21 protein-coding genes are annotated in these 21,946 nt (G+C 64.1%); 8 read left to right on the forward strand and 13 right to left on the reverse strand.

The annotated features are described in order from the left end of the window. Positions 1-26 precede the first annotated feature (26 nt). On the forward strand, positions 27-1,625 hold the full coding sequence (locus tag ACSQ3E_RS08555; RefSeq protein WP_436122343.1) for a GmrSD restriction endonuclease domain-containing protein: 1,599 nt from the start codon (positions 27-29) through the stop codon (positions 1,623-1,625). Positions 1,626-2,003: 378 nt separating this feature from the next. Beyond that, positions 2,004-4,109: a molybdopterin-containing oxidoreductase family protein gene (locus ACSQ3E_RS08560; RefSeq protein ID WP_436122344.1), complete on the forward strand. Its 2,106-nt coding sequence runs from the start codon at positions 2,004-2,006 to the stop codon at positions 4,107-4,109. An 81-nt stretch (positions 4,110-4,190) separates the two neighbouring features. Here the strand turns inward: ACSQ3E_RS08560 and ACSQ3E_RS08565 are convergent, their stop codons facing one another. Further along, positions 4,191-4,916 carry a glutathione S-transferase family protein gene (locus tag ACSQ3E_RS08565; protein ID WP_436122345.1) on the reverse strand — a complete coding sequence of 242 codons (726 nt, stop codon included), beginning with the start codon at positions 4,914-4,916 and terminating at the stop codon, positions 4,191-4,193. A 97-nt stretch (positions 4,917-5,013) separates the two neighbouring features. Between ACSQ3E_RS08565 and ACSQ3E_RS08570 the strand changes: the two genes are divergently transcribed. The 3 genes from ACSQ3E_RS08570 (at position 5,014) to ACSQ3E_RS08580 (ending at position 7,664) form a co-directional block, all read left to right on the forward strand. Beyond that, positions 5,014-5,910 carry a LysR substrate-binding domain-containing protein gene (locus ACSQ3E_RS08570; RefSeq protein ID WP_436122346.1) on the forward strand — a complete coding sequence of 299 codons (897 nt, stop codon included), beginning with the start codon at positions 5,014-5,016 and terminating at the stop codon, positions 5,908-5,910. Positions 5,911-6,017: 107 nt separating this feature from the next. Beyond that, positions 6,018-6,911 (forward strand): cation diffusion facilitator family transporter, encoded by an 894-nt coding sequence (locus tag ACSQ3E_RS08575; protein WP_436122347.1) that lies wholly within the window; start codon positions 6,018-6,020, stop codon positions 6,909-6,911. 117 nt (positions 6,912-7,028) lie between these two features. Continuing rightward, entirely contained in the window at positions 7,029-7,664 is a 636-nt protein-coding gene (locus tag ACSQ3E_RS08580; RefSeq protein ID WP_436122348.1) for a hypothetical protein, read from the forward strand. A 140-nt stretch (positions 7,665-7,804) separates the two neighbouring features. On the opposite strand, the gene ACSQ3E_RS08585 is transcribed toward ACSQ3E_RS08580, so the two are convergent. The 5 genes from ACSQ3E_RS08585 to purM form a co-directional block, all read right to left on the reverse strand. Then, a complete protein-coding gene (locus tag ACSQ3E_RS08585) occupies positions 7,805-8,197 on the reverse strand; it encodes a tautomerase family protein (protein WP_436122349.1) in 393 nt (130 codons plus the stop codon). 60 nt (positions 8,198-8,257) lie between these two features. Then, entirely contained in the window at positions 8,258-8,674 is a 417-nt protein-coding gene (locus ACSQ3E_RS08590; protein ID WP_436122350.1) for a MarR family winged helix-turn-helix transcriptional regulator, read from the reverse strand. Positions 8,675-8,875: 201 nt separating this feature from the next. Further along, entirely contained in the window at positions 8,876-9,403 is a 528-nt protein-coding gene (locus ACSQ3E_RS08595) for a SixA phosphatase family protein (RefSeq protein WP_436122351.1), read from the reverse strand. A 14-nt stretch (positions 9,404-9,417) separates the two neighbouring features. After that, positions 9,418-10,125 carry a phosphoribosylglycinamide formyltransferase gene (gene purN / locus ACSQ3E_RS08600; RefSeq protein WP_436122352.1) on the reverse strand — a complete coding sequence of 236 codons (708 nt, stop codon included), beginning with the start codon at positions 10,123-10,125 and terminating at the stop codon, positions 9,418-9,420. Further along, a complete protein-coding gene (purM, locus tag ACSQ3E_RS08605; RefSeq protein ID WP_310324781.1) occupies positions 10,122-11,186 on the reverse strand; it encodes a phosphoribosylformylglycinamidine cyclo-ligase in 1,065 nt (354 codons plus the stop codon). The genes purN and purM overlap by 4 nt, the downstream gene beginning before the upstream one ends. A gap of 229 nt (positions 11,187-11,415) precedes the next feature. On the opposite strand from purM, the gene ACSQ3E_RS08610 reads away from it, so the two are divergent. Genes ACSQ3E_RS08610 through hdaA form a run of 3 tightly spaced genes read left to right on the forward strand, consistent with a single transcriptional unit; the run spans position 11,416 to position 13,842 of the window. Continuing rightward, positions 11,416-11,973 carry a CDP-alcohol phosphatidyltransferase family protein gene (locus ACSQ3E_RS08610; protein WP_310324784.1) on the forward strand — a complete coding sequence of 186 codons (558 nt, stop codon included), beginning with the start codon at positions 11,416-11,418 and terminating at the stop codon, positions 11,971-11,973. Then, the gene (locus tag ACSQ3E_RS08615; protein WP_436122353.1) at positions 11,945-13,138 is read left to right on the forward strand and encodes an AI-2E family transporter; all 1,194 of its coding nucleotides are present in this window, start codon (positions 11,945-11,947) and stop codon (positions 13,136-13,138) included. The genes ACSQ3E_RS08610 and ACSQ3E_RS08615 overlap by 29 nt, the downstream gene beginning before the upstream one ends. Further along, positions 13,135-13,842 (forward strand): DnaA regulatory inactivator HdaA, encoded by a 708-nt coding sequence (gene hdaA, locus ACSQ3E_RS08620; RefSeq protein WP_436122354.1) that lies wholly within the window; start codon positions 13,135-13,137, stop codon positions 13,840-13,842. Before ACSQ3E_RS08615 ends, hdaA begins: the two co-directional genes overlap by 4 nt. 42 nt (positions 13,843-13,884) lie before the next feature. On the opposite strand, the gene ACSQ3E_RS08625 is transcribed toward hdaA, so the two are convergent. The 7 genes from ACSQ3E_RS08625 to ACSQ3E_RS08655 all read right to left on the reverse strand — a co-directional run bounded on the left by ACSQ3E_RS08625 (position 13,885) and on the right by ACSQ3E_RS08655 (position 21,946). Next, on the reverse strand, positions 13,885-14,169 hold the full coding sequence (locus tag ACSQ3E_RS08625) for a hypothetical protein (RefSeq protein ID WP_436122355.1): 285 nt from the start codon (positions 14,167-14,169) through the stop codon (positions 13,885-13,887). A gap of 61 nt (positions 14,170-14,230) precedes the next feature. Continuing rightward, positions 14,231-15,331: a helix-turn-helix transcriptional regulator gene (locus ACSQ3E_RS08630; RefSeq protein ID WP_436122356.1), complete on the reverse strand. Its 1,101-nt coding sequence runs from the start codon at positions 15,329-15,331 to the stop codon at positions 14,231-14,233. A gap of 366 nt (positions 15,332-15,697) precedes the next feature. Beyond that, on the reverse strand, positions 15,698-17,503 hold the full coding sequence (locus tag ACSQ3E_RS08635; protein ID WP_436122357.1) for an ABC transporter ATP-binding protein: 1,806 nt from the start codon (positions 17,501-17,503) through the stop codon (positions 15,698-15,700). Then, positions 17,500-18,444: an acetamidase/formamidase family protein gene (locus tag ACSQ3E_RS08640; protein ID WP_436122358.1), complete on the reverse strand. Its 945-nt coding sequence runs from the start codon at positions 18,442-18,444 to the stop codon at positions 17,500-17,502. Before ACSQ3E_RS08640 ends, ACSQ3E_RS08635 begins: the two co-directional genes overlap by 4 nt. Next, a complete protein-coding gene (locus tag ACSQ3E_RS08645; protein ID WP_436122359.1) occupies positions 18,434-20,077 on the reverse strand; it encodes an ABC transporter substrate-binding protein in 1,644 nt (547 codons plus the stop codon). Before ACSQ3E_RS08645 ends, ACSQ3E_RS08640 begins: the two co-directional genes overlap by 11 nt. Positions 20,078-20,147: 70 nt before the next feature. Next, a complete protein-coding gene (locus ACSQ3E_RS08650) occupies positions 20,148-21,068 on the reverse strand; it encodes an ABC transporter permease (protein ID WP_436122360.1) in 921 nt (306 codons plus the stop codon). Beyond that, positions 21,065-21,946, reverse strand: coding sequence for an ABC transporter permease (locus ACSQ3E_RS08655; RefSeq protein WP_436122503.1), 882 nt, complete (start codon positions 21,944-21,946; stop codon positions 21,065-21,067). The genes ACSQ3E_RS08650 and ACSQ3E_RS08655 overlap by 4 nt, the downstream gene beginning before the upstream one ends.

Genomic DNA, 21,946 nt, shown 5'->3' on the forward strand with positions numbered 1-21,946 from the left:
CTTGATGAGGATGAGGGGATTCTGCCATGGCCACCCGTAACGTTGTGAACCTTGACGCGCTTATACCGCGGGAGGACTTATCGGCTCCGGCTGAATCTGGTGGCGATATTCCCGGCCTTAAGATTAGCGACCTAAAGCCCGGTCTTGTCTATAGCTGGTTACGCAAGCCAGACTTCCAGCGAGAAACCGCCAACTGGACACCTGAACAGGTTGTCGGACTGATCGAAACTTTTGCCAACGGCAACATTATCCCCGCCATCATTCTTTGGCAGAATGGTCAGCGCGTTTTTGTCGTTGATGGAGCCCACAGGCTGAGCGCGCTCGCCGCATGGGCAAATGACGACTACGGCGCGGGAACAATTTCCGCGAAGCACTATGGGAATGCGATACCCGAACATCAGCGCGTCATGCACGATCTGACGCGGAAAATGGTGAAAGACAGGCTTGGCTCATACGAAGCCCATGAGTTCGCGGCACAATATCAGAAGGCAGAAGACCCAGAGTTGCTAAGACGTGCGTCCCTAATCGGGTTCAAGTCTATTGATACTCAGTGGATCAAAAATGCCGGGGTCGAGCAGGCCAAGAGTGCATTCTTTCGAATAAACGAAGGTGGCACCCCAATTGATGCGACCGAAACTAGGATACTGCGTGCCGGCAATTCGGCCCTCGCGATTTCATCGCGGGCAATTACGCGAGGCGGCACTGGACACGCGTATTGGAAGAAGTTCGATCAGCATCAAAGGCAGTTGGTTGAGGAACTGGGTGGCGCAGTAAACAAGCTCTTATTTAGTCCTCCGCTTCAACTCCCCATCAAAACCCTGGATGTGCCATTGGCGGGCTTCGGCTACGGTGCATCCGTTTTGCCGTTCTGTTTCGATCTGATCTCTCTGGCCAATGAGTTGGTCATTCCCGATTCTTCGACGAAGAAAAAAGGATTGAAAGACGAGATTCCGGAAGATCAAGACGGAAACTCAACTGTAGAATATCTCAAATCTACAAAACGGATGGTTGAATTCATAATTTCAACAGCACCTCAATCGCTAGGCCTGCATCCCGCTTTGTATTTCTATACATCTTCGGGTGGATTTCAGTCGGCCGCACTTTTCAATGTTCTCTCATGGTTACTCCAGTTGGAGCAGAAAGGTGAGATCGTAAGATTTTTGAAAGTCCGAAGTAAATTTGAACAAATGATCATGGATCATCCCGTACTCGGAAAACCTGCAACCCATCGCCTAGGCAGCGGCGGCCGAACACGGCGGCGGATGATGCGCCTCTATGACAAAATGCTGCAAATACTGAGCGCAGGAACCGCGCCCGATGAAGCATGGACAAGTATAATAGGTGAATCGGACTTTGCGTTTCTTGAAAGCGAAGATGCCGAACACAAGGAGCGTCGTAGAACGGGAACGGCTGGGGCTGGGTTCTCTCGGGGAGCTAAGTCCGGTGGCTTCATTGAATCCGCTTTGCCTACTGCCCATAGATGCTTGTTATGCGGGGGGCTATTGCACAGCAACGGGATCGTCACGGATCATGAGGACGAGCGATCGAACGGGGGCAGTTCAGCCGGTGCGAATGGGCGACCAGTCCATCCGCGCTGCAATAGTGAGAGAGAAAACCTAAAATGAGCAAGCAATCGCTGTAAGACAATCCGCTAGTCGCAGCGACGAGGTAGTCTGCCGCTCGGCGAATGCTCCGCCGCAACGGCGCGTTTGTCGTCTTTGCGTAGGGGCGGATCGCGTAATGGCGCTGCTTTGGCAAACCGAGGCCGGCGTTGACCCGCAGGGAACTACACGCTCGCTTATCTCCTGTGGTCGGCACATACTGAACTCGACGGCGTTGATGCCGGGCATCTCGATGCCGTGGAGCAGGTCGCCCGCTACCGCAACCTGTTCTTTGCCGAACTGGCCCAGCGATTCGAGGCGATTGGTCGACTTGGCGGGATGGCTTAGGCCAATGTCTGGAGCAATCTACCAGCCCTTGGCAATTTGGGGTAAACCCCTGACATGAACCAGCACGCCAAGATCAGGATCGGCCATTCGGCCTGCCCGCATGACTGCCCGTCGACCTGCGCGCTCGAAGTTGAGCTGCTCGACGACAAGCGCATCGGGCGTGTGCATGGCGCCAAGTCCAACAGCTATACGGCAGGCGTCATCTGCGCCAAGGTCGCGCGCTATGCCGACCGCGTCCATCACCCCGACCGGCTGCTGAAGCCGCTGGTCCGTTCCGGCGCCAAGGGCGACGGCAACTGGAAGGAAGCGAGCTGGGAGGCAGCGCTCGACCTCGTCGCGGAAAAGTTCATCGCGGCGGAGGACAGATACGGCTCGGAGACGGTCTGGCCCTATTTCTACGCTGGCACGATGGGGCTGGTGCAGCGCGACGGCATCGAAAGGCTGCGCCACGCCAAGAAATATTCCGGCTTCTTCGGCTCGATCTGCACCAATCTGGCCTGGACCGGCTATGTCATGGGGACAGGTGCGCTGCGCGGCACCGATCCGCGCGAGATCGGCAAGTCGGACTGCGTCGTCATCTGGGGCACCAATGCGGTCGTCACCCAGGTCAATGTGATGACCCACGCGATCAAGGCGCGCAAGGAACGCGGCGCCAAGATCGTCGTCATCGACATCTACGAGACGGCGACGCTGAAGCAGGCCGACATGGGGCTGGTGCTGAAGCCCGGCACCGACGCGGCCCTGGCCTGCGCGGTGATGCATGTGCTGTTCCGGGACGGCCTTGCCGATCGCGCCTATCTCGAAAAATACACCGACGATCCCAAGGGGCTGGAAGCGCATCTGCGCGACAAGACGCCGGAATGGGCAGCCCAGATTACCGGCCTTTCGGTTGACGAGATCGAGGCTTTCGCCCGGCTAGTTGGCACCACCAAGAAGACCTTCTTCCGCTTGGGCTACGGCTTCTCGCGCCAGCGCAACGGCTCGGTGAACATGCATGCGGCGCTGTCGATCCCGGCGGTGACTGGCGCTTGGCAATATGAGGGCGGCGGCGCCTTCCATTCCAATTCGGGCATCTTCAAGCTCAATGGTGAGCTGCTCGAAGGCACCAAGTTCCGCGACCCCAACATTCGCTATCTCGACCATTCGCGTATCGGCCCGGTGCTGACCAATGCCGAGGACGCACTTTATGGCGGCCCGCCCGTGACGGCGATGCTGATCCAGAACACCAACCCGATGAATGTCGCGCCCGAGCAGCGTCTGGTGAAGCAGGGCTTCATGCGCGACGAACTGTTCACCTGCGTGCACGAGCAGTTCATGACCGATACGGCGAAGCTCGCCGACGTCGTCCTGCCGGCGACGATGTTCCTCGAGCATGACGACATCTACAAGGGCGGCGGCAACCAGCACATCACGCTGGGGCCGAAGCTGACCGACCCGCCGGAGGGCCCGCGCACCAACCACTATGTCATCGAGGAGCTGGGCAAGCGGCTTGGCGTGTCGCATATGCCGGGCTTCGGCATGACTGAACGCCAGCACATCGACGTCATGCTGGAGAAGAAGGGCCTGGGCAATTTCGATTCCTTTAAAGAAGAGAAGTGGGCCGACATGCAGCCGGAGTTCGACAGCGCGCATTTCCTCAAAGGGTTCGGCCATCCCGACGGCAAGTTCCGCTTCAGGCCGCAATGGAATGGCGGTGCCGCCCCCAACAAGCCGCCGCGCAGCATGGGCATCTTCGGCCCGGTGGCGCAGCTGCCCGAATTCCCCGATCATGTCGACCTGATCGAGGTGGCGGATGCCGAACATCCGTTCCGCCTGGCGACGTCGCCGGCGCGCAACTTCCTCAACTCGACCTTTGCCGAGACGCCGGTGTCGCGCGAGAAGGAGGGGCGGCCCGAACTGCTCATCCATTCCGAGGACGCGGCAGCACTCGGGATCACCACAGGCGACCGGGTCGAGATCGGTAACATGCGCGGCGAGGTCGTGCTGCATGCCCGCCTGTTCGACAAGATCAAGCGCGGCGTCGTCATTGCCGAGGGCATCTGGCCGAACTCCGACCATGAGCGCGGCGAAGGCATCAACGTGCTGACCGGCGCCGACGCGCCGGCGCCTTATGGCGGCGCGGCCGTGCACGACAACAAGGTCTGGGTAAGGGCGGCTTAGGGTCTGGGCTGCCAGCCAGCCGCAGAAACGACGAAAATGGGCTGCGCGTCATGACGGCGCGCAGCCTTTTGTTTTGACCGCTCAGGCGGCCAGCGCTGCGCTCGTGTCGCGCAGCACGTCGGCGAGGGGAACCAGCCCCTTCATCGCGCCGCTGCCGGTGGCCGTGGTGTCGCCGTCTTCGATCGCCACGGCAAAGCGGAACGCCGGGTCGGCTTCGATGCGGTTGCGCAGCGCCAGGATGCGCGGGTAGTCGCTCGGGTTGACCGCCTTGTGGAAGTCCGTCCAGCGCGCCACCCCGGCAAACACCGCATCCGCCAGTGTCGGCCTGTCGCCGAGCAGGTAGTCGTTGTCGCCGATCATCGCCTCGAGTTGTGCGTGGCGGGTGGCGACGAAGTCGCGGCCGAACTTGCGCAGCGTCTCGCGCTCCTCTTCGGTGGCGTCTTCCGCTTCGAGCGCCACCCAGAGCGGGCCGAAGGCGCCGGTGAAGGCGGTGTTCAGGAAGGCGATGTACTGGTGCATCCTGTCGGCCTCCGGCGTGCCGGGCTCGAAGCTGATGCGGCGTTCGGGGTCGCGCGCCTCCAGCCAGAGCGCGATCGCCATCGTCTCGGTCAGCACGCGGCCTTCTCCTGTAATCAGCACGGGCGTCTCGACCCGGCCGTTCAGGCGTTTGTAGGCCTCGGTGCGCATCTCGCCCAGCATGTCGACGCGGGTCAGCCGGTAGGGGTGGCCGAGCCATTCGAAGGCGGCGACGAGGCCGGCCGACGAGCCGAGCGGGAAGCCGGAGGTGAAGATCGGGGTGGTTGTCATGTCAGGTCTCCATTGTTGATGACCCTGATGTATTGATGTGGACTTTGATCTTGTAGTCGGGCAATTTGAAACCAAATGTCCACAAACGTAGACTTTGATGCTGAACCTCAACGATCTCCATTTTTTCGCCGCGGCGGTCGAGCATGGCGGCTTTGCCGCCGCCGCGCGGCGTCTCGGCTGCCCCAAATCGACGGTCAGCAAGCGTGTCGCAGCGCTTGAGGCGTCGCTCGGCGCGTTGCTGATCCACCGCAGCTCGCGCAGCTTCACGCTGACCGACGTCGGCCGCGACGTCTATGACCATGCGCGCGCGGCGGTCATCGAGGCCGAGGCGGTGGAGACTGTGGTGCAGCGGCGGCTGGCGGAGCCGGGCGGCATCGTCCGTGTCACAACCTCGGTGCCCAATGCGCAGTTCCGGCTCGCGCACCGGTTGCCTGTGCTGGCGCGCCGTTATCCCAAGCTGCTGATCCAGCTGCATGTCACCGACCGCTTCATCGACCTGGTGCAGGAGGGCTTCGACATCGCCCTGCGCAGCCATTTCGCGCCGCTGCCCGATTCCGACCTGGTGCAAAGGCGGATGAGCGAGGATGCGATGACGCTGGTGGCGGCACCGTCCTATCTCGCCGAGCATGGCGTGCCTGATAAACCGGAGGCGCTCGCCTCTCATGACGGGCTGATGAGCAGCATGACGGCGAAGAATTGGCGGCTGCGCGATATCAAGGGCCGCATCGTCGACGTGGCGCCGCAGCAGCGCTTCCATGCCGACGAGTCCGTGCCTTTGCTGATGGCTGCAGAGGCCGGCCTCGGCATCGTCTGCCTGCCCGAGCTGATCTCGGCCAGTTCAGTGGCGCAGGGCAGGCTGGTGCGGCTGCTGCCGGACTGGACGGCAGGCCGCGTCACCACGACGATCCTGACACCGCACAAGCGTGGGCAATTGCCGGCGGTGCGCGCGGTGATCGATTTCCTGCTCGAGAAGGGCGCCCAGCCGGCAAGCTAGCTGTCACTGCAGCGGGGCGACGCTGTCCAGGCCCAATCACTGCATCTTTCGCGCGCCGTCCATATCGGTCTAGCTTGCAGCAATCGAATCCCGAGGGGGAGGCCTTGATGAGCGGCGACCACGATCACGGCGACATGAAGAACACGCCGGTCTCGCGGCTGTGGATGGCCTTTGGCCTGACCAGCGCCTTCATGGTGGCAGAGGTGATCGGCGGTTTCGTCACCGGCAGCCTGGCGCTGATATCGGATGCCACGCATATGCTGACCGACGCCATGGCGCTGGCGATCGCGCTGGTGGCGATCAATGTCGGCCGCCGCCCGGCCGACCTGCTGCGCACCTATGGTTATGCCCGCTTCGAGATCCTGGCTGCGGCGTTCAACGCGCTGCTGCTGCTCGCTGTCGCCTTCTACATTCTCTACGAGGCCTATGTCAGGCTGTTCCAGCCGCAGGACATCCAGTCAGTTGGCATGCTCGGCATCGCCGTCATCGGGCTTCTGGTCAATCTGACGTCGATGCGGCTGCTGGCCGGCCACAAGGACGGCAGTCTCAACGTCAAGGGCGCCTATCTCGAGGTCTGGGCCGACATGCTCGGTTCGATCGGTGTGATCGCAGGTGCAGCCCTCATCTGGCTGACCGGTTGGCAATGGGTCGATTCTGTCATTGCCGTCGGCATCGGCTTCATGGTCTTCCCGCGCACCTGGGTGCTGCTCAAGGAGTGCATCAACATCCTGCTCGAAGGCGTGCCGCCCGGCATGGAGCTGGCCGAGGTGGATCTGGCGATCGCCACCGTGCCTGATGTGGCCTCGGTGCACGATTTGCATCTTTGGGCGATCACCCAGAGCAAGGCGTCGCTGACCGCGCATGTGGTGCTGGAGGAGGGCGCCGATGCCGAGACGGTGCGCCAGGCGATCGAGGCGCGGCTGCAGGAAAAGTTCGACCTGCACCACACCACATTGCAGATGGAGCGGGTCAGCTGCGCGCCGCTGGAGCGCATTCACTGAGCGCGCCTGCGTCACACTGTCCTGTCAGTGATATGTCCTATTATCTCTAACAGCCGGAGTGCCTATGTCATGCCGGCCCGATGAGTCTTCGGTGCGCAACTGTAGCGGAGAGCATCGATGGGCGGACATGACTTCAGGAACAACGGCAAGCGCCGCGACGGGGACCGTAACAGGGGCGGCCGGGATGGCCTGCTCGGCACGGTGCTCAGCGAAATAGGCACGCGGCTTGGCGACAAGGCCTCAAGCGGCAGTCATGGCGGCAGCAGTCATGCCGGCAGCGGCCATGGCGGCAGCAGTCATGGCGGCAGCGGCAACTGGGGCGCCAATCAGCGTTCGCCGTCGGGCCATGATGGATCGGCGGCCTTCGGGCGCGACGGGCGCGGGCTTCAGGGCAAGACCGAGCCGCGCTCGCGTTTGCCCGGCTTCGGCAGCACGGCAGCGCTGGTCGTTCTGGTTGTGTGGACGCTGCTGGCCTGGGGCGGCTACAGCCTCGTCGACGGCGTGCTCGCCTGGACGTCGAGCAATGCAGGCGCCCTGGTGCAGAGCGGTCGGGATGCGGCGGCTGCGACCGGCATCGGCTCGGAGGTCGTCGGTGTCGTCGGCAGCGTCGAGACATCGGGCCTGCTCGGCGGATTTTTCACGCTCGTCGGTGCCGTGCTCAAGCCGCTTGTGGTCGTGGTCTGGCTGGTCGGCGCGGTGCTGATCATGGCAGCACCCAGGCTGGTATCCCTGCTCACGCGCAAGTTCCGCTAGGCGGTTTCGGCGCGCGCCCGAGATAAGCAGCACCCAAGACGCGCCCACGTGACAGGCCCCAAGACGCGCCCTTACGACAGGCGCGCGCCCCAGGACCTGAAATGGCGCCGTGAGCCATGGCGCCATCACGGGTGCTGCCATCAAGGATGCTGGTAACGGAACTCCTGGGTCTTGCCGCCATAGCCATAAGAGGCCGCGCGCACGTCATGGACGTGGATGTAGCTCTCCTCATGAATGTCGCCGAGGATGTCGGCAAAGCCGGCGAAAACCGCCTGGATGTAGCGCTTCTTCTCGTCCTTGGTGTTGGTTTCGTCGGTGACCTTGATCTCCAGCGCAAAGCTCGACTTGCCGTGGTTCTGCAGCGACTTGCCGGCGATGATCCAGTCGCGTGGATCGACATAGCTGATGGCGATGGCCGTCACTTCAGGCTTCTTGCCGAGGATGGTGCTGGTGTGTTCGGCCAGCATCGCCGCCACCTGGTCGGTCAGCGTGTCGCTGCGCTGGGCGGCAATCTTGACGGTGAGGATAGGCATGACTTCTCTCCAGTGGTTAGATATGCAACTATTATGAGCGGCTCATTCATCCTGAATGGCTCATTCCAGCTTTGCGGCGATCGCCTTGGCCTGGTCGACGAAACCGGCAAAGACCTCCGCGCCGAAAAGGCCGGACAGGCGTTTCGTGACCGCAGCGCTGGCGGCGTTTAGCGCATCCTTGATTTCGACAGCCGCCGCTGTCGGCGTGATCAGGGATTCGCGTTTGTCCCCGCTCGACTTGGTCCTGACGACCAACCCCTTGGCCTCCAGCCCGTCGAGGCCGCGCGTTGCTGTGGCCCGGGCGATCTTCAATTCGTCGGCCAGCTCGCTTTGCAGCAGGCCCGGCCGTGCCAGCACGGCGCGCAGCATGAAGCCTTGCGGCGGCGTCAGGTCGAACGGCGCAAATGCTACCGTCCAGACGCGATCGAGCTGCCGCGCCAAGGCTGTGGTGTTGAAGTAGATGCAACGGTCGAACATGACCTCAAGATAGGCATTGGTAGTTGTATATGCAATTACTATTTTGCCCCCGTTCGAAAAATTACGACGGGCGGGATGACGGGCTTCAACCGGCGGCCGGAAGGACACGGCCGGGCAGGGGCGCTGAAGGCGGATCGTTGCGGGGACGGTCGCGTGCGACCGGCAGCTTGCCGTGGCGGCGTCTGCCTTGAGGTTGAGCCCTCAGCCCAGCTCTCTTGGCCTGAGGCAATGCGTCAGGCGCGCGACACCGGGGCGGAGTTCATCCCAGCCGCCTTCGAATTCGAAGCGGGCCAGTGCGCCGCTCGGGAACTTTTCTTCAAGCGATTGGACCGCATCGCTGCTCGAACCAGGGCCGGCAAGCTGGGCGGCGAAGATCTCAAGCCCCGGATTGTGGCCGATGACCAGCAACGCGCCGATCTCGTCGGGCGCAGCCTTGGTGAGCGCGAACAGGTCGTTCGCCAAAGCGCCATAGATGCTGTCGTGATATGCGGTTGCGGGCAGGGGGGCGGGCCAGAGTGCCGAAGCCAGCTGCCAGGTCTGGCGCGTGCGCATCGCCGGCGAGATATAGACAAGCTCGGGCAGCCAGCCGCGTCTGGCGATTTCAGCGCCCATGCGCGGCGCGGCCTCGAGGCCACGCGGCGCCAAGGGCCGGTCGAAATCGGCAAGCGCTGCATCGTCCCAGCTCGACTTGGCATGGCGCAGCAGAAGCAGTTGCCTGGTCTTTGCCATGCAGGTCTTTCGGCTCAGGGCGTGATGCGGGCGAGCTGCTCGAGATCGATCTCGTCGCGCGCCGGGTTCGGGGCGGCGATCTCGTCCGTGCCGATGCTGTCGCTGAAGCCGGAATAGGCCGTGCGGCTGCCTTCCATGCGCACCTTGCCTTCGGCGAAGAGCTTGAGGGCGAGCGGATAGAGCCGGTGCTCGGCCTTGAGCACGCGGGCCGACAGTGTCGGCTCGTCGTCGTCGATCAGCACCGGCACGGCGGCCTGGGCGATGACAGGGCCATCATCCATCTCGGGCGTAACGAAATGCACGGTGCAGCCATGCACGCGAATGCCGGCGTCGAGCGCGCGCTGGTGGGTGTCGAGCCCCTTGAACGACGGCAGCAGTGCCGGATGGATGTTGATCATCCGGCCCTGCCACTTCTCGACGAAGCCGGTGGTCAGGAGACGCATGTAGCCGGCAAGGGCGACGATCTCGGCGCCGAACGTGTCGAGTGCCGTGGCAATCGCCTCGTCATGCGCTTCCTTGCTGGCGTGCTCCGCGCGTGTCACCACCTTGGTGGCGACGCCACGGCTGGCGGCGATGCCGAGGCCGGGCGCATTGGCCTTGTCGGAAATGACGCCGACGATCTCGGCGGGGAATGCCGGGTCGGCGGCGGCGTCGATAAGCGCGGCCATGTTGGAGCCGCGGCCGGAAATCAGGATGACGGTGCGTTTGCGCTGGAGGCTCATAGGGCGAGCGACCCGCGATAGATGACGCCGGTGTCGCGGCGCGGCACGATGCGGCCGATCGGCGTGACGGTCTCGCCGGCTTCCTGCAGCACGGCGGCGACCTGCGCTGCCTGTCCGGCGGCAACCACCGCGATCATGCCGATGCCGCAGTTGAAGGTGCGCATCATTTCTTCAGGCGAGACGCCGCCGGTGGCAGCCAGCCAGGAGAATACGCGTGGTGCCTCGATCGCCGACAGGTCGAGCTCGGCCGAGAATTCCTTGGGTAGCACCCTGGGGATGTTTTCGGGGAAACCGCCGCCGGTGATGTGGGCCAGCGCCTTGATGCCGTTGGTCTCGCGGATCGCCTTGAGTAGCGGCTTGACGTAGATGCGCGTCGGCTCGAGCAGCGCTTCGGCCAGCGTCGGACCATCGGCGAAGGGCGCGCGGTCGCTCCACTTCAGGCCCGAAACCTCGACGATGCGGCGGACCAGCGAATAGCCGTTGGAATGAACGCCCGAGGACGCGAGGCCGAGCAGCACGTCGCCCTCGACGACGTCGTCGGTCGGCAGCAGCCGGCCACGCTCGGCGGCACCGACGGCAAAGCCGGCGAGATCGTAGTCGTTGCCATGGTACATGCCGGGCATTTCGGCGGTTTCGCCGCCGATCAGCGCGCAGCCGGCCTGGCGGCAGCCTTCGGCGATGCCGGAGACGATGTCGGCACCCTGGTTGGGATCAAGCTTGCCGGTAGCGAAATAGTCGAGGAACAGCAGCGGCTCTGCGCCCTGGACGACGATGTCGTTGACGCACATGGCGACGAGGTCGACGCCGATCGTGTCATGCTTGCCGGCATCGATGGCGATCTTGAGCTTGGTGCCGACGCCGTCATTGGCCGCGACCAGGATCGGATCGTTGAAACCGGCGGCCTTGAGGTCGAACAGGCCGCCGAAGCCGCCGATCTCGCCATCCGCGCCCGGCCGGCGCGTCGAGCGCACCAGCGGCTTGATCTTCTCGACCATCAGATTGCCAGCGTCGATGTCGACACCTGCCTGCGCATAGGTGAGACCGTTCTTGCCTTCGCTCATCGCCAATTCCTGATGTCGTGCGCTTTTGAGGCGCTATTCGCATGAACGGCCCGTTCCCGCAAGCGAGAGAGCCGGATTGCCTTGCAAACGCCCTGCCAAAGCGGTGGACAGGGCGCTGGTGGCGGCCACTCTCTTGCGATGCTGTGAAGTCTCGCCCATTTATCGACAAAAGACAAAATATCGGGAAAAGACAAAGCGTAATGGCAACGGCCGGGACGGGATGCTGATTGTGACTATTCCGAACATGATCACGATCATGAGGCTGATCCTCGTGCCTTGCGTGATCTACGCCATGCTGGCGGGTGAGTGGGACTGGGCTTTCGCCGGTTTCGTCATTGCTGGCGTTTCGGACGGCGTCGACGGCTTCATTGCCCGCCACTTCAACCAGCGCTCGGAACTTGGCGCCTATCTCGACCCGATGGCCGACAAGCTGTTGCTGGTCAGCGTCTTCGTCGTGCTCGGCATCATGGGGCATCTGCCGCTGTGGCTGGTGGTGCTGGCGGTGTCGCGCGACGCCTTGATCATCGGTGCAGTGCTTTTGTCGACCATCATGGGGCATCCGGTGAAGGTGCGCCCGCTGATGGTCTCGAAGGTCAACACAGCCGTCCAGATCGTGCTGGCGGCCGTCGTGCTGGCCGAACTTGCCTTCAGCTTTGCGCTCGGCCCGGTCCGGCCAGCGTTGATAACCATTTCCGGCCTCTTGACCGTCGCTTCCGCGGCAGCCTATCTCGTGGCTTGGCTGAGGCACATGAGCGGTTATGGCGAAGGCGAAACTCCCAACCGATAACGAAGCGGCCGAAGAAGCTGCTGCGGCGGCATTCCGCAAGCAGATCCGCTTCTGGTTGATCACCGCCGTCCTGTTCTCGGTATTCCTTTATCTGTTCAGCGACATCCTGCTGCCTTTCGTGGCCGGCATGGCGCTTGCCTATTTCCTCGACCCCGTCGCCGACCGACTGCAGAAGCTTGGCCTATCCAGGCTGATGGCGACGGTCGTCATCCTGGTCTGCTTCCTGGTGCTGCTCATCCTCGGGCTGGTCATCATCATTCCGGTGCTGGCCTCGCAGATGGCCGACTTCGCCGCCAAGGTGCCGGGCTATCTCGAACGCCTGCAGCAGCTCATCACCAACTTCAACCCGCAATGGCTCGAACAGCGTTTCGGCGTCGATGCCGAAGGCTTGCGCGAGGGCCTGAGCTCGCTGCTCAAGTCGGGCTTCGGTTTCGCCACCACCATCTTCCAAGGCATCTGGAGTTCCGGCGTCGCGCTGTTTTCGATCGCCAGCCTGTTCGTGGTCACCCCTGTCGTTGCCTTCTACATGCTGCTCGACTGGGACCGCATGGTCTCTGTCGTCGACAGCTGGATCCCGCGTGATCACGTTGTCACGGTCAGGCAGATCGCCCGCGACATCAACACGGCGATCGCCGGCTTCGTGCGCGGGCAGGGCACGTTGTGCCTGATCCTCGGCATCTTCTACGCCGTCGGCCTGACGCTGACCGGGCTGAACTTCGGCGTGCTGATCGGCCTGTTTGCCGGACTCGTCAGCTTCATTCCTTATGTCGGCTCGCTGCTTGGCCTGGTGCTGTCGATCGGCGTCGCCTTCGTCCAGTTCTGGCCGGACTGGACTATGGTCGCCGCCGTGGCGGCGGTGTTCTTCATCGGCCAGTTCATCGAAGGCAACATTCTGCAGCCGCGCCTCGTCGGCAAGAGCGTCGGCCTGCATCCGGTCTGGCTGATGTTTGCGCTGGTCGCCTTCGGTGCGATGTTCGGCTTCGTCGGCCTTCTGGTCGCGGTGCCGTCGGCGGCAGCCGTTGCCGTGCTGGTGCGCTTTGCCATAGGCCGCTACCTCGATTCACCGCTCTATCACGGCCATGCCGTGGAGCCGCCCGAGGCGGGCACGCCGAGCAGCGCAAAAGTCCAGGCCCGCAAGCCGAGCGGCGCGAAACCGGAAAAATGACCGTGTCGCGCGAGCCGATCAAACCGCGCCAGCTGCCGCTCGACCTCGGCCATTCGCCCGGGTTTTCGCGCGACGATCTCGTTGTTTCAGGCGCCAACGCCCAGGCAGTTTCGCTGATCGACCGCTGGCCCGAATGGCCCGCACCTGTCGTGTTGCTGGCCGGTCCCGCCGGATCGGGCAAGTCGCATCTCGCCGCGATCTGGCGCGAGCATGCCGAGGCGCTTCAGCTCGACGTCTCCGACATTACGGCTCATTTGGGCGAGGTCGGCGCCGCCTCGGTGCTGATCGACGACGCCGACCAAGGGCGGATCGACCAGGACGGGCTCTTCCATCTGATCAACACCGTTCGCGGCTCGGGCGCGCAGCTTTTGCTTACCGCGCGCAGCTTTCCCGCGGCCTGGGCGGTGACGCTGCCTGACCTCGCCTCGCGGCTCAAGGCAGCGGCGACCGTCGAGATCGACGAGCCCGACGACCTTCTGCTTGCCGGCGTCATCACCAAGCTGTTCGCCGACCGCCAGGTCGAGGTCGAGCCGCATGTCGTGCAGTTCCTTGTCCGCCGCATCGAGCGCTCGCTGTCGACGGCCATTCGTGTTGTCGAGCGCCTCGACTGGGCAGCGCTCGAACAGAAGAGCCGCATCACCCGCGCACTGGCCGCCGAGACCATCGGCGCGCTCGACGCCGGGCAGGGCGAGTTCGAGCTCTAGCTCCGCCTTTCCTACGGAACTCCTCCTCTTTCTGGAATTTCGCTAGCCTCTCGCCAGCCGCGTATAGAGCGCCTTGGCACCGAGCATGACGGCCAGCAGCGTGATGTTGGAGACCAGGCCAACGCCGACAGCAAACGCCTTGGCGACGTCGTCGGAGCTGCCGAAGCTGTAGGGAATGAGGACAGCGACGAAGACGATGCCAAGCGCAATCGGTATCCAGCGGTTCAGGTTGGGCGCGGTGTTGGCGGCGGTCAGCACCAGCGCGATCAGCAGGCCGACCCGGAACGGGTCGGTCAGCTGGGCAAGATAGATGTCGAGATAAGGCATTGTCGTTCCTCCCGAATCCAGTTGCGCAGGTCGTATGCGAACTGTCGAGTAAGCCTATCGTCTAGCTGCCCGGTCGCGGCAGCGTCACGCCGAGCAGCAGCCGGACCAGCGACGACTGCTTGGAGACGCCCGACTTGGCGAAGATCGAGCGCAGATGCGAGCGCACGGTTTCCCTGGCGATGCCGAAATCCTGGCCGATGGCGTCGATGGTGCGGCCGTCGGCGAGGGCAGAGGCGATGCGCGCTTCGCTCGGTGTCAGGTCGAACAGCGCTTGCAACACCTTCACAGGCGGTGCGCCCGGGCCGGGCAGCGGCATGATGACGAGGATGCTGTTCATGCGGCTGAACAGGTCGTTCGCCGAGCCGCGCACCGGCAAGAGATGCGCCACGCCTGATGGCTTGCCGTCGCTGCCCTTGATCGGAAACGACTGGACGATGCCGCGCCTTGTGCCGCCGGCCAGCGCCGAAAGTGCTGTCTCAAGCAGCGCATCGGCTTTCTTGTCGGTGATCTGGGCGCGGGCCGAGCCGTCCTGCACCGTCACCGGGATCAGCTTGTCCATGAGCTGGTTGCAGGCGAGCAATTGCCCGCGTCCGCCCAGCACTGCCGCCGGCAGGCTAAGCGCCTCCAGCGCATCCGCCCCGGCGCGCGCCTTTTCCAGACCGATCCGCGCGCCGACCATAGCGGCTCGGGCGACATGCGGGCGCAGCCGGTCGAGCGCGTCGACAAGCGGCCTCTCGAACGGGCCGCGCGCCGTGGTCCGCTCAAGGTTGAACGACAGTACGTCGCCGGTCGGGATCGGAATATGGGTGCCGGCTGCCCAGCCCATGCCGCGTGGCCTGAGGAAATCGCGGTAGATCGGCTCGCGCTCCAGCTCCTCTTCGCTGAAGGCATCGAGGTCAGTGATGAAGCCGGGATAGGCAAGCGCTTCGGCGCGCGCCGCCCGGCCGTTCACCGCCATCCAGCCTTCATGCATGAAGGCCTCGACATGCGGCGCGACCGCGTCGGAGGCGACATAGGCGGAAGCGCCACGGCTGATGGTGAAGAGATAGCCGCCCATGCCGTCGACAGCCTTGGCGAGGCCGTCAAGCAAAACAGGCCATTTCTCCGGGACGAAGGACGCCTCGTAGATCTGGTCGATGAATTTTTCGGATAGCTCCGCCAATCGTTGGCACTCCCACCCTGGCCCGCGACCGGTTATGCAAAGTCATTCGCGCGTGGCGAAAAGCCGGCGAGCGGATCCGCCAGGCTCTGGCATGGTGGAACGCGCAGCTGTCATTCAGCTTTTGTTAACCATGCTTGACCGGACGATAGCACTACACTTTGATTCATCAAATGCTGGCTGCCGTGCGCAAAGGTCGCAACGGCACATCTCCCGGTGATCTTTCCACAATCTATGGCCGGCGCCGTCCTGCACATCGGATGTGCGGGTGGGGGATGTGCGGGCGAAACGTGCCGGCGGGGCGTCGCGAGCGGCCCCGGCGGCGTCGGCGTCGGGCATGGGGGCGGCGGGTTAGCGGACTTGCCGATCTTACGATTCGGCGACGAGGTGGCCGCCGCCGACATCGGTCAGCACCAGCTTCTTCGGCGCATCGCCGAGCTTGCGCACCGGGCTCGGGATCTCGCGGTCCATTCGCGCGAAACGTTCCCGGCGCCTGACCGGGTCGGGAACCGGCACCGCCTCGATCAGCCGCCTGGTGTAGGGGTGGCGCGGATTGGAAAAGATCTGGTCGCGTGTGCCCATCTCGACGATCTGGCCGAGATACATGACGGCGACACGGTCGGAGATGTTCTCCACCACCGCCATGTCGTGTGAGATGAACAGATAGGCGACGCCGAATTCGCGCTGCAGCTCCTTCAACAGCTGCAGCACCCGCGCCTGCACCGAGACGTCGAGCGCGGACACGCTTTCGTCGGCGATGATCAGCTTGGGCCTGAGCGCCAGGGCGCGGGCGATGCAGATGCGCTGGCGCTGGCCGCCGGAGAACTCGTGCGGATAACGTTCCATCTGGTCGGCTGAAAGACCGACGCGCTCGAACAGGGCGGCGACCCGTTCGCTGCGCTCCTTAGATGTGCCGATGTCGTGTATCACAAGCGGCTCGGCGACCAGGTCGCCGACACGCATGCGTGGATCGAGCGAGGCGTAAGGGTCTTGGAAAATCATCTGCACGTCGCGGCGCACCGCCTTGCGCGCCTCGCGGCCGAGGCCCTTGAGGTTGCGCCCGCCGATCTCGAGCTCGCCGTGATAGGGCACTAGGCCGGCAAGGGCTTTGGCCGTCGTCGACTTGCCGCAGCCGGATTCGCCGACCAAGGACAGCGTCTCGTTGGCGGCGATGGCAAAGCTGATGCCCTCGACGGCATGGACCCGGCGGTTGACCCGACCGAAGAAGCCGCCGGTGAGGTCGAAGCGGACATGCAGGTCGCGCGCCACGGCGACCGGCTGAGGTTTCGTCGCCGCGACGTCGCCGGAGGCGGCCTGGCGCGCGGCACCAGTGCCCATGCGCGGCACAGCGGCGAGCAGGTCGCGTGTGTAGTCGGCCTGGGGCCGTTCGAAGATGTCGGCGACCTTGCCCTGCTCGACCATGCGGCCGTAACGCATGATGATGACGCGGTCGGCCATTTCGGCGACGACGCCCATGTCGTGGGTGATCAGGATGACGCTGGTGCCGTGCTGGCGCTGCAGGTCGCGCAGCAGTTCGAGCACCTCGCCCTGCACGGTGACGTCGAGGGCCGTGGTCGGCTCGTCGGCGATCAGCACGTCGGGCTTCAGCGCCAGTGCCATGGCGATCATGACGCGCTGGCGCATGCCGCCGGAGAGTTCATGCGGATATTGCCCGAGCCGGCTTTCGGCCTCGGGGATGCGCACGGCGGTCAGCGCCTCGATGGCATGTTTGCGCGACTCGGCGCTGGAAACACCTGTATGGGCTTCGATCGCCTCGACCAGCTGGCGCCCGATCGACAGCACCGGATTGAGCGAGGTCATCGGTTCCTGGAAGATCATGGCGATGCGGTTGCCGCGGATGCGGCGCATCCCGCGTTCGTCCAGGCCGGCGAGATCGGTGTCGCCGAGCCTGATCGAACCGGCCGAGATCCGTGCTGCCGGCTGGGGCAGCAGCGCCATGATTGCCAGCGAGGTCATCGACTTGCCGGAGCCGGATTCACCGGCGATGCACAAGGTCTCGCCGCGAGCCAAAGAGAAGGAGAGATCGGAGACGACAGGCCGTTCGCCGTCTTCGCCGCGCACGGAAATGGTCAGCCCGGCGACGTCGAGCACCGGCCTGTCGGCTGCCGGGGCAGGGGCTCCGGCAGCATGTTTGATGTCAGCGGCTGCGTTCATTCGAACACGCAGCGCGGGAAGTAGAACGACACCACCCAGTTCGGCATGTCGACGATCTCCGAGATGCGGAGGTCGCCGCACACCGACACCAGCATGTAGGCGTCGACCGGATCCATCTGGTAACGCCGTGACAACAGGTCGACCATCTGGGCGACGGCCTCCTTGGCGCCGGTCATCAGGTCGGGACCGATGCCTGTCGTCACCTCGTAGCCCTTGGCGTCGAGATGCCGCGTCACCGGCCCCGGCGTGGTGAAGCGCGGCGTCTTCAGCCTGGCGTCCTTGACCAGGTCGAGGGTGAGAACCACGTTCATCGGGCTTTCGATCGCCGTGCCGCAGACCTCGCCGTCGCCTTGGGCGGCGTGCGTGTCGCCGACCGAGAACAGCGCGCCCGCCACTTCGACAGGCAGATAGAGCACGGTGCCGGCGGCAAGGTCGCGGATGTCGAGATTGCCGCCGACGCGCCGTGGGGGCACCACCGAGTGGTGCCCCATCTCGGCCGGGGCGTTGCCGATGGTGCCGGCGAAAGGTTTCAGCGGCACGCGGCCGTTCTTGCCGAACAGCGCCGGCTCGAGCGAGGTCGCGTCATATTTCCAGATGTTGAGCGCCGGCTCCTTGAAGTCGTCGGCGAGCAGGCCGAAGCCCGGAATGTTCGCCGTCCAGCCAAAGCCGGACGGTTTGAACGCCTCGATCGTCACCTTGAGCGCGTCGCCCGGCTCGGCGCCCTCGACGAAGATCGGCCCGGTCACCGGGTTGATCTGGTCGAAGTCGAGTTTTGCGATGTCGCCGACGGTGCTGTTGGCCGTGAGCTGGCCGCCCGACGAGTCCAAACATTCGAACTCGATCGTCGAGCCGGGCGCCACCCGCTCGGCCGGGGCAAACGAATTGTCCCAGCCGAAGTGATGATGGCGTCCGTGGATGGTGTAGTTGCAGTTATTGCACATCGTTCACATACACATAGTCGTAGTTGATCGGGATATGGACCGGGTCGACATAAAGCTTGTCGTCGCCGCCCATGCGCGGCGACTTCATGGTGAAGCGCTGCTCGTTGAAGACGGGCGCCCAGGGCGCGTCCGCCATGATCTTGGCGTAGATCTCGCCCCACAGCTTGGCACGTTCCTCGGCCTTGGCAGGATCGACGATCGAATCGGCCGCTGCCGCCTTTTCGTCGAGGTCCTTGTTGCAGTACCAGGCCCAGTTCCAGCCGCCCTGCACCGCGCCGCCGCAGCCGAGGATCGGGCCGTAGAAATTGGACGGATCCGGGAAGTCGGCGATCCAGGCCATGCCGCCGGACCAGATCATCGGCGCGCCGTTCTTTTCGCCGCCGGCGGCGATGACGTTTGCCTGGGCGAGCGACTGGATCGAGGCCTTGATGCCGATCGCCGAAAGATCCTGCTGGATCGCCTGGGCGATGCGCGGGTTGGGATCGGTGTTCATGACGAACAGCTCGGTCTCGAAGCCGTCGGGATGGCCGGCTTCGCCGAGCAGCGCCTTGGCCTTGTCGACGTCGAAGGCATAACCAGTGAAGGCCTTGTCATAGCCGGGCATCGACGGCGGCAGCGGCTGGTTGGCGGGCACTGCGCGGTTGTTGATCAGCTTGACGATGCGGTCCTTGTTGATCGCCATGTTGACGGCCTGGCGCACCTTGACGTTGTCGAACGGCGCCATCTGGGTGTTCATGGTGACGTAGCCGGTCTGCAGCTGGCCGCCTTCGACGACACGCGCCTTCTGCGCCGGATCGGCCATCACCTCCTGGAACTTGGCCGGCGGAATGCCGTCGCCCGGAACGTCGACCTCGCCATTCTGCAGGCGCAAAAGCGCCACGATCGGCTCCTGGCCGATCTCGAAGGTGATCTTGTCAATATAGGGCAGGCCTTTGTGCCAGTAGTCGGCGTTGCGCTCGAACACCAAGCGCTGGCCGAGCGTCCATTCGGCCATCTTGTAGGCGCCGGTACCGACAGGGTGCTTGCCGAAGTCGGCGCCGTATTTCTCGACCTCTTCCTTCGGCACGACATGGCTGAAATTGATCGCCATGACATGCAGGAAGGTGGCATCGGGCCGCGACAGCTCGATCTTGACCGTCGAGGGGTCGACCACAGTCACGCCCGCAAGGCTTTCCGACTTGCCGCCGGCGACGTCGTCATAGCCGTTGATCGAGGCGAAGAAGCCGGCGCCCGGGCTCTGGGTCTTGGGGTTGGTGACGCGGTCGAGCGAATATTTGACGTCCTCGGCCGTCATCTCGCGGCCATTGTGGAATTTCACGCCCTTGCGCAGCTTGAAGGTGAAGGTCTTGCCGTCGGGGGAGATCTCGTAGCTCTCGGCCAGTTCGGGCCGCAGCGTGGTGGTGCCGGGCTCGTAATCCATCAACCCGTCGAACAGGCTCTTGATCATCGACCAGTTCTGCCAGTCATAGCCGATCGCCGGATCGAGGGTGGCGACATCGTCCTTGTAGGTGATGGTTATCGCGCCGCCCTGCTTGGCCTTGGGGTCGAGCGTTTCCTGTGCCGTGGCAGAAGCCATGCCGAGCGCCAGCAAAAGCGCTGACGCGGCGACGGTCGATGTTAACAGCTGTTTCATCCGAGGTTCCCTTCTCTTTTGTTGTCTGCTTGTCGTCTGTCTGTTGGCAGTCTTGCGGTCCTGTCGTTGATCAGCGCAGCTTGATGCGCGGATCGATGAACGGGGCGACGATGTCGGCGAGCAGATTGCCGAGCACGATGGCGCAGGCGGAGACCAGCGTGACGCCCATGATGATCGGGATGTCGACGCGCTGGATCGCCTGCCAGGCGAGCTGGCCGATGCCGGGCCAGCCGAACACGCTTTCGACCACCACGATGCCGCCCATGAACAGGCCGATGTCGATGCCGATCATGGCGACGACAGGCAGGATGGCGTTGGGCAGAGCGTGGCCGAACAGCACGGCGCGCTGGGCCAGGCCCTTGGCGCGGGCGGTGCGGATGTAATCCTGGCGCAGGACGTCGATCATCGACGAGCGCATCATCCGCGAATACCAGCCGGCGCCGAGGATGCCGAGCGTCAGCGACGGCAGCACCATGTGGCTGAAGGTGCCGTGGCCGCCGATCGGAAACCAGCCGAGCTTGACGGCAAAGACGTAGAGCAGAAGCAGGCCGACGACGAATTGCGGTGCCGACACGCCGATGAAGGAGCCGACCATCAGTGCCTGGTCGGTGGCGCTGCCGCGCTTGACCGCAGCAACCAGGCCCATGCTCAGGCCGATGACCAGCTCGCAGACGATGGCGCCGACCATCAGCAGCAGGCTGGCCGGCAGGCGCGCCACGATCAGCTCGCTGACCTCCGAACGCTGGATGTAGGAGCGGCCGAGATCGCCGCTGAGCAGGTTGGTCAGATAGCGCCAGTATTGCACAGCGAAAGGCTGGTCGAGCCCGAGCTGCTGGCGGATGCTCTCGACTGTCTGCGGGGTGGCGCTGCGGCCGGCGATCTGGCGCACCGGATCGGCCGGCAGGAGATAGAGCAGGGCGAAGGTGATCAGCGACACGCCGAGCAGGATCAGCGCTGCCTGGATCAGCCGGCGGGTGAGATAGGCGATCATGCCCGGCCTCGCTGCGTCGGGTCGAGAATGTCGCGCAGGGCATCACCGACAAGATTGAAAGCGAGCGCCAGCAAAAGGATCGCGGCGCCGGGGAAGAACACCAGCCAGGGGGCTGCCTGGAAATAGGTCTGGTTCTCGAAGATGATGTTGCCCCACGACGCCGTCGGCGGCTGCACGCCGATGCCGAGATAGGACAACGTCGCTTCCAGAAGCACCGTCGTCGAGATGCCGAGCGTGCCCCAGACGATGATGGTCGGCAGCAGATGCGGCAGGATGTGGCGGAACAGGATGCGCCCGGTGCCGGCGCCGATGGTGCGCTCGGCGTCGATGAACTCGCGTTCGGCAAGCGAGCTGGTTTCGGTGAAGACGATGCGGGCTGTCTGCACCCAGTTGACCAGCGCGATCACCATGGCAACGATCCACAGGCTGGGCTGGAACACGGCGGCCAGGCAGATGGCGAGCAGCAAGGCCGGAAAGGCCATCATCAGGTCGGTGAAGCGCATCAGGGCTGCCCCGACATAACCGCGGAAATAACCCGCGGTGATGCCGACGAGCGTGCCGATCAGGAGGGCCGCGCCATTGGCGACGATGCCGATGATCAGCGAGGTCCGCGCGCCATAGAGAATGCGGGTCAGAAGGTCCCGGCCGAGCAGGTCGGTGCCGAGCCAGAAGGTGGCGCTGGGCGGCAGCGGCGCGCCTTCCAGCGTCAGACCGTCGAAGAGCTGCTCGTTGGGGTCGTAGCCGGTGAGATAGGGGGCGAGCAGGGCGCCGGCGACGGTGATCGCGATGGTCACCAGGCCGGTCAGCGCCAGCGGCCGCTTGACGAGGCAACGCCAGACACCGGCGCGTGCCTTGGCCGGCACAGCGACAGCCGGCAT

The organism is Aminobacter sp. LjRoot7, assembly GCF_964252895.1.
In the GTDB taxonomy this organism is placed as follows: domain Bacteria; phylum Pseudomonadota; class Alphaproteobacteria; order Rhizobiales; family Rhizobiaceae; genus Aminobacter; species Aminobacter aminovorans_B.

Coding starts and splice junctions, on each gene's coding strand:
- ACSQ3E_RS08555 (WP_436122343.1), top strand. CDS start 27: ATGGCCACCCGTAACGTTGTGAACCTTGACGCGCTTATACCGCGGGAG.
- ACSQ3E_RS08560 (WP_436122344.1), top strand. CDS start 2,004: ATGAACCAGCACGCCAAGATCAGGATCGGCCATTCGGCCTGCCCGCAT.
- ACSQ3E_RS08565 (WP_436122345.1), bottom strand. CDS start 4,916: ATGACAACCACCCCGATCTTCACCTCCGGCTTCCCGCTCGGCTCGTCG.
- ACSQ3E_RS08570 (WP_436122346.1), top strand. CDS start 5,014: ATGCTGAACCTCAACGATCTCCATTTTTTCGCCGCGGCGGTCGAGCAT.
- ACSQ3E_RS08575 (WP_436122347.1), top strand. CDS start 6,018: ATGAGCGGCGACCACGATCACGGCGACATGAAGAACACGCCGGTCTCG.
- ACSQ3E_RS08580 (WP_436122348.1), top strand. CDS start 7,029: ATGGGCGGACATGACTTCAGGAACAACGGCAAGCGCCGCGACGGGGAC.
- ACSQ3E_RS08585 (WP_436122349.1), bottom strand. CDS start 8,197: ATGCCTATCCTCACCGTCAAGATTGCCGCCCAGCGCAGCGACACGCTG.
- ACSQ3E_RS08590 (WP_436122350.1), bottom strand. CDS start 8,674: ATGTTCGACCGTTGCATCTACTTCAACACCACAGCCTTGGCGCGGCAG.
- ACSQ3E_RS08595 (WP_436122351.1), bottom strand. CDS start 9,403: ATGGCAAAGACCAGGCAACTGCTTCTGCTGCGCCATGCCAAGTCGAGC.
- purN (WP_436122352.1), bottom strand. CDS start 10,125: ATGAGCCTCCAGCGCAAACGCACCGTCATCCTGATTTCCGGCCGCGGC.
- purM (WP_310324781.1), bottom strand. CDS start 11,186: ATGAGCGAAGGCAAGAACGGTCTCACCTATGCGCAGGCAGGTGTCGAC.
- ACSQ3E_RS08615 (WP_436122353.1), top strand. CDS start 11,945: ATGGCGAAGGCGAAACTCCCAACCGATAACGAAGCGGCCGAAGAAGCT.
- hdaA (WP_436122354.1), top strand. CDS start 13,135: ATGACCGTGTCGCGCGAGCCGATCAAACCGCGCCAGCTGCCGCTCGAC.
- ACSQ3E_RS08625 (WP_436122355.1), bottom strand. CDS start 14,169: ATGCCTTATCTCGACATCTATCTTGCCCAGCTGACCGACCCGTTCCGG.
- ACSQ3E_RS08635 (WP_436122357.1), bottom strand. CDS start 17,503: ATGAACGCAGCCGCTGACATCAAACATGCTGCCGGAGCCCCTGCCCCG.
- ACSQ3E_RS08640 (WP_436122358.1), bottom strand. CDS start 18,444: ATGTGCAATAACTGCAACTACACCATCCACGGACGCCATCATCACTTC.
- ACSQ3E_RS08645 (WP_436122359.1), bottom strand. CDS start 20,077: ATGAAACAGCTGTTAACATCGACCGTCGCCGCGTCAGCGCTTTTGCTG.
- ACSQ3E_RS08650 (WP_436122360.1), bottom strand. CDS start 21,068: ATGATCGCCTATCTCACCCGCCGGCTGATCCAGGCAGCGCTGATCCTG.
- ACSQ3E_RS08655 (WP_436122503.1), bottom strand. CDS start 21,946: ATGCCGGCTGTCGCTGTGCCGGCCAAGGCACGCGCCGGTGTCTGGCGT.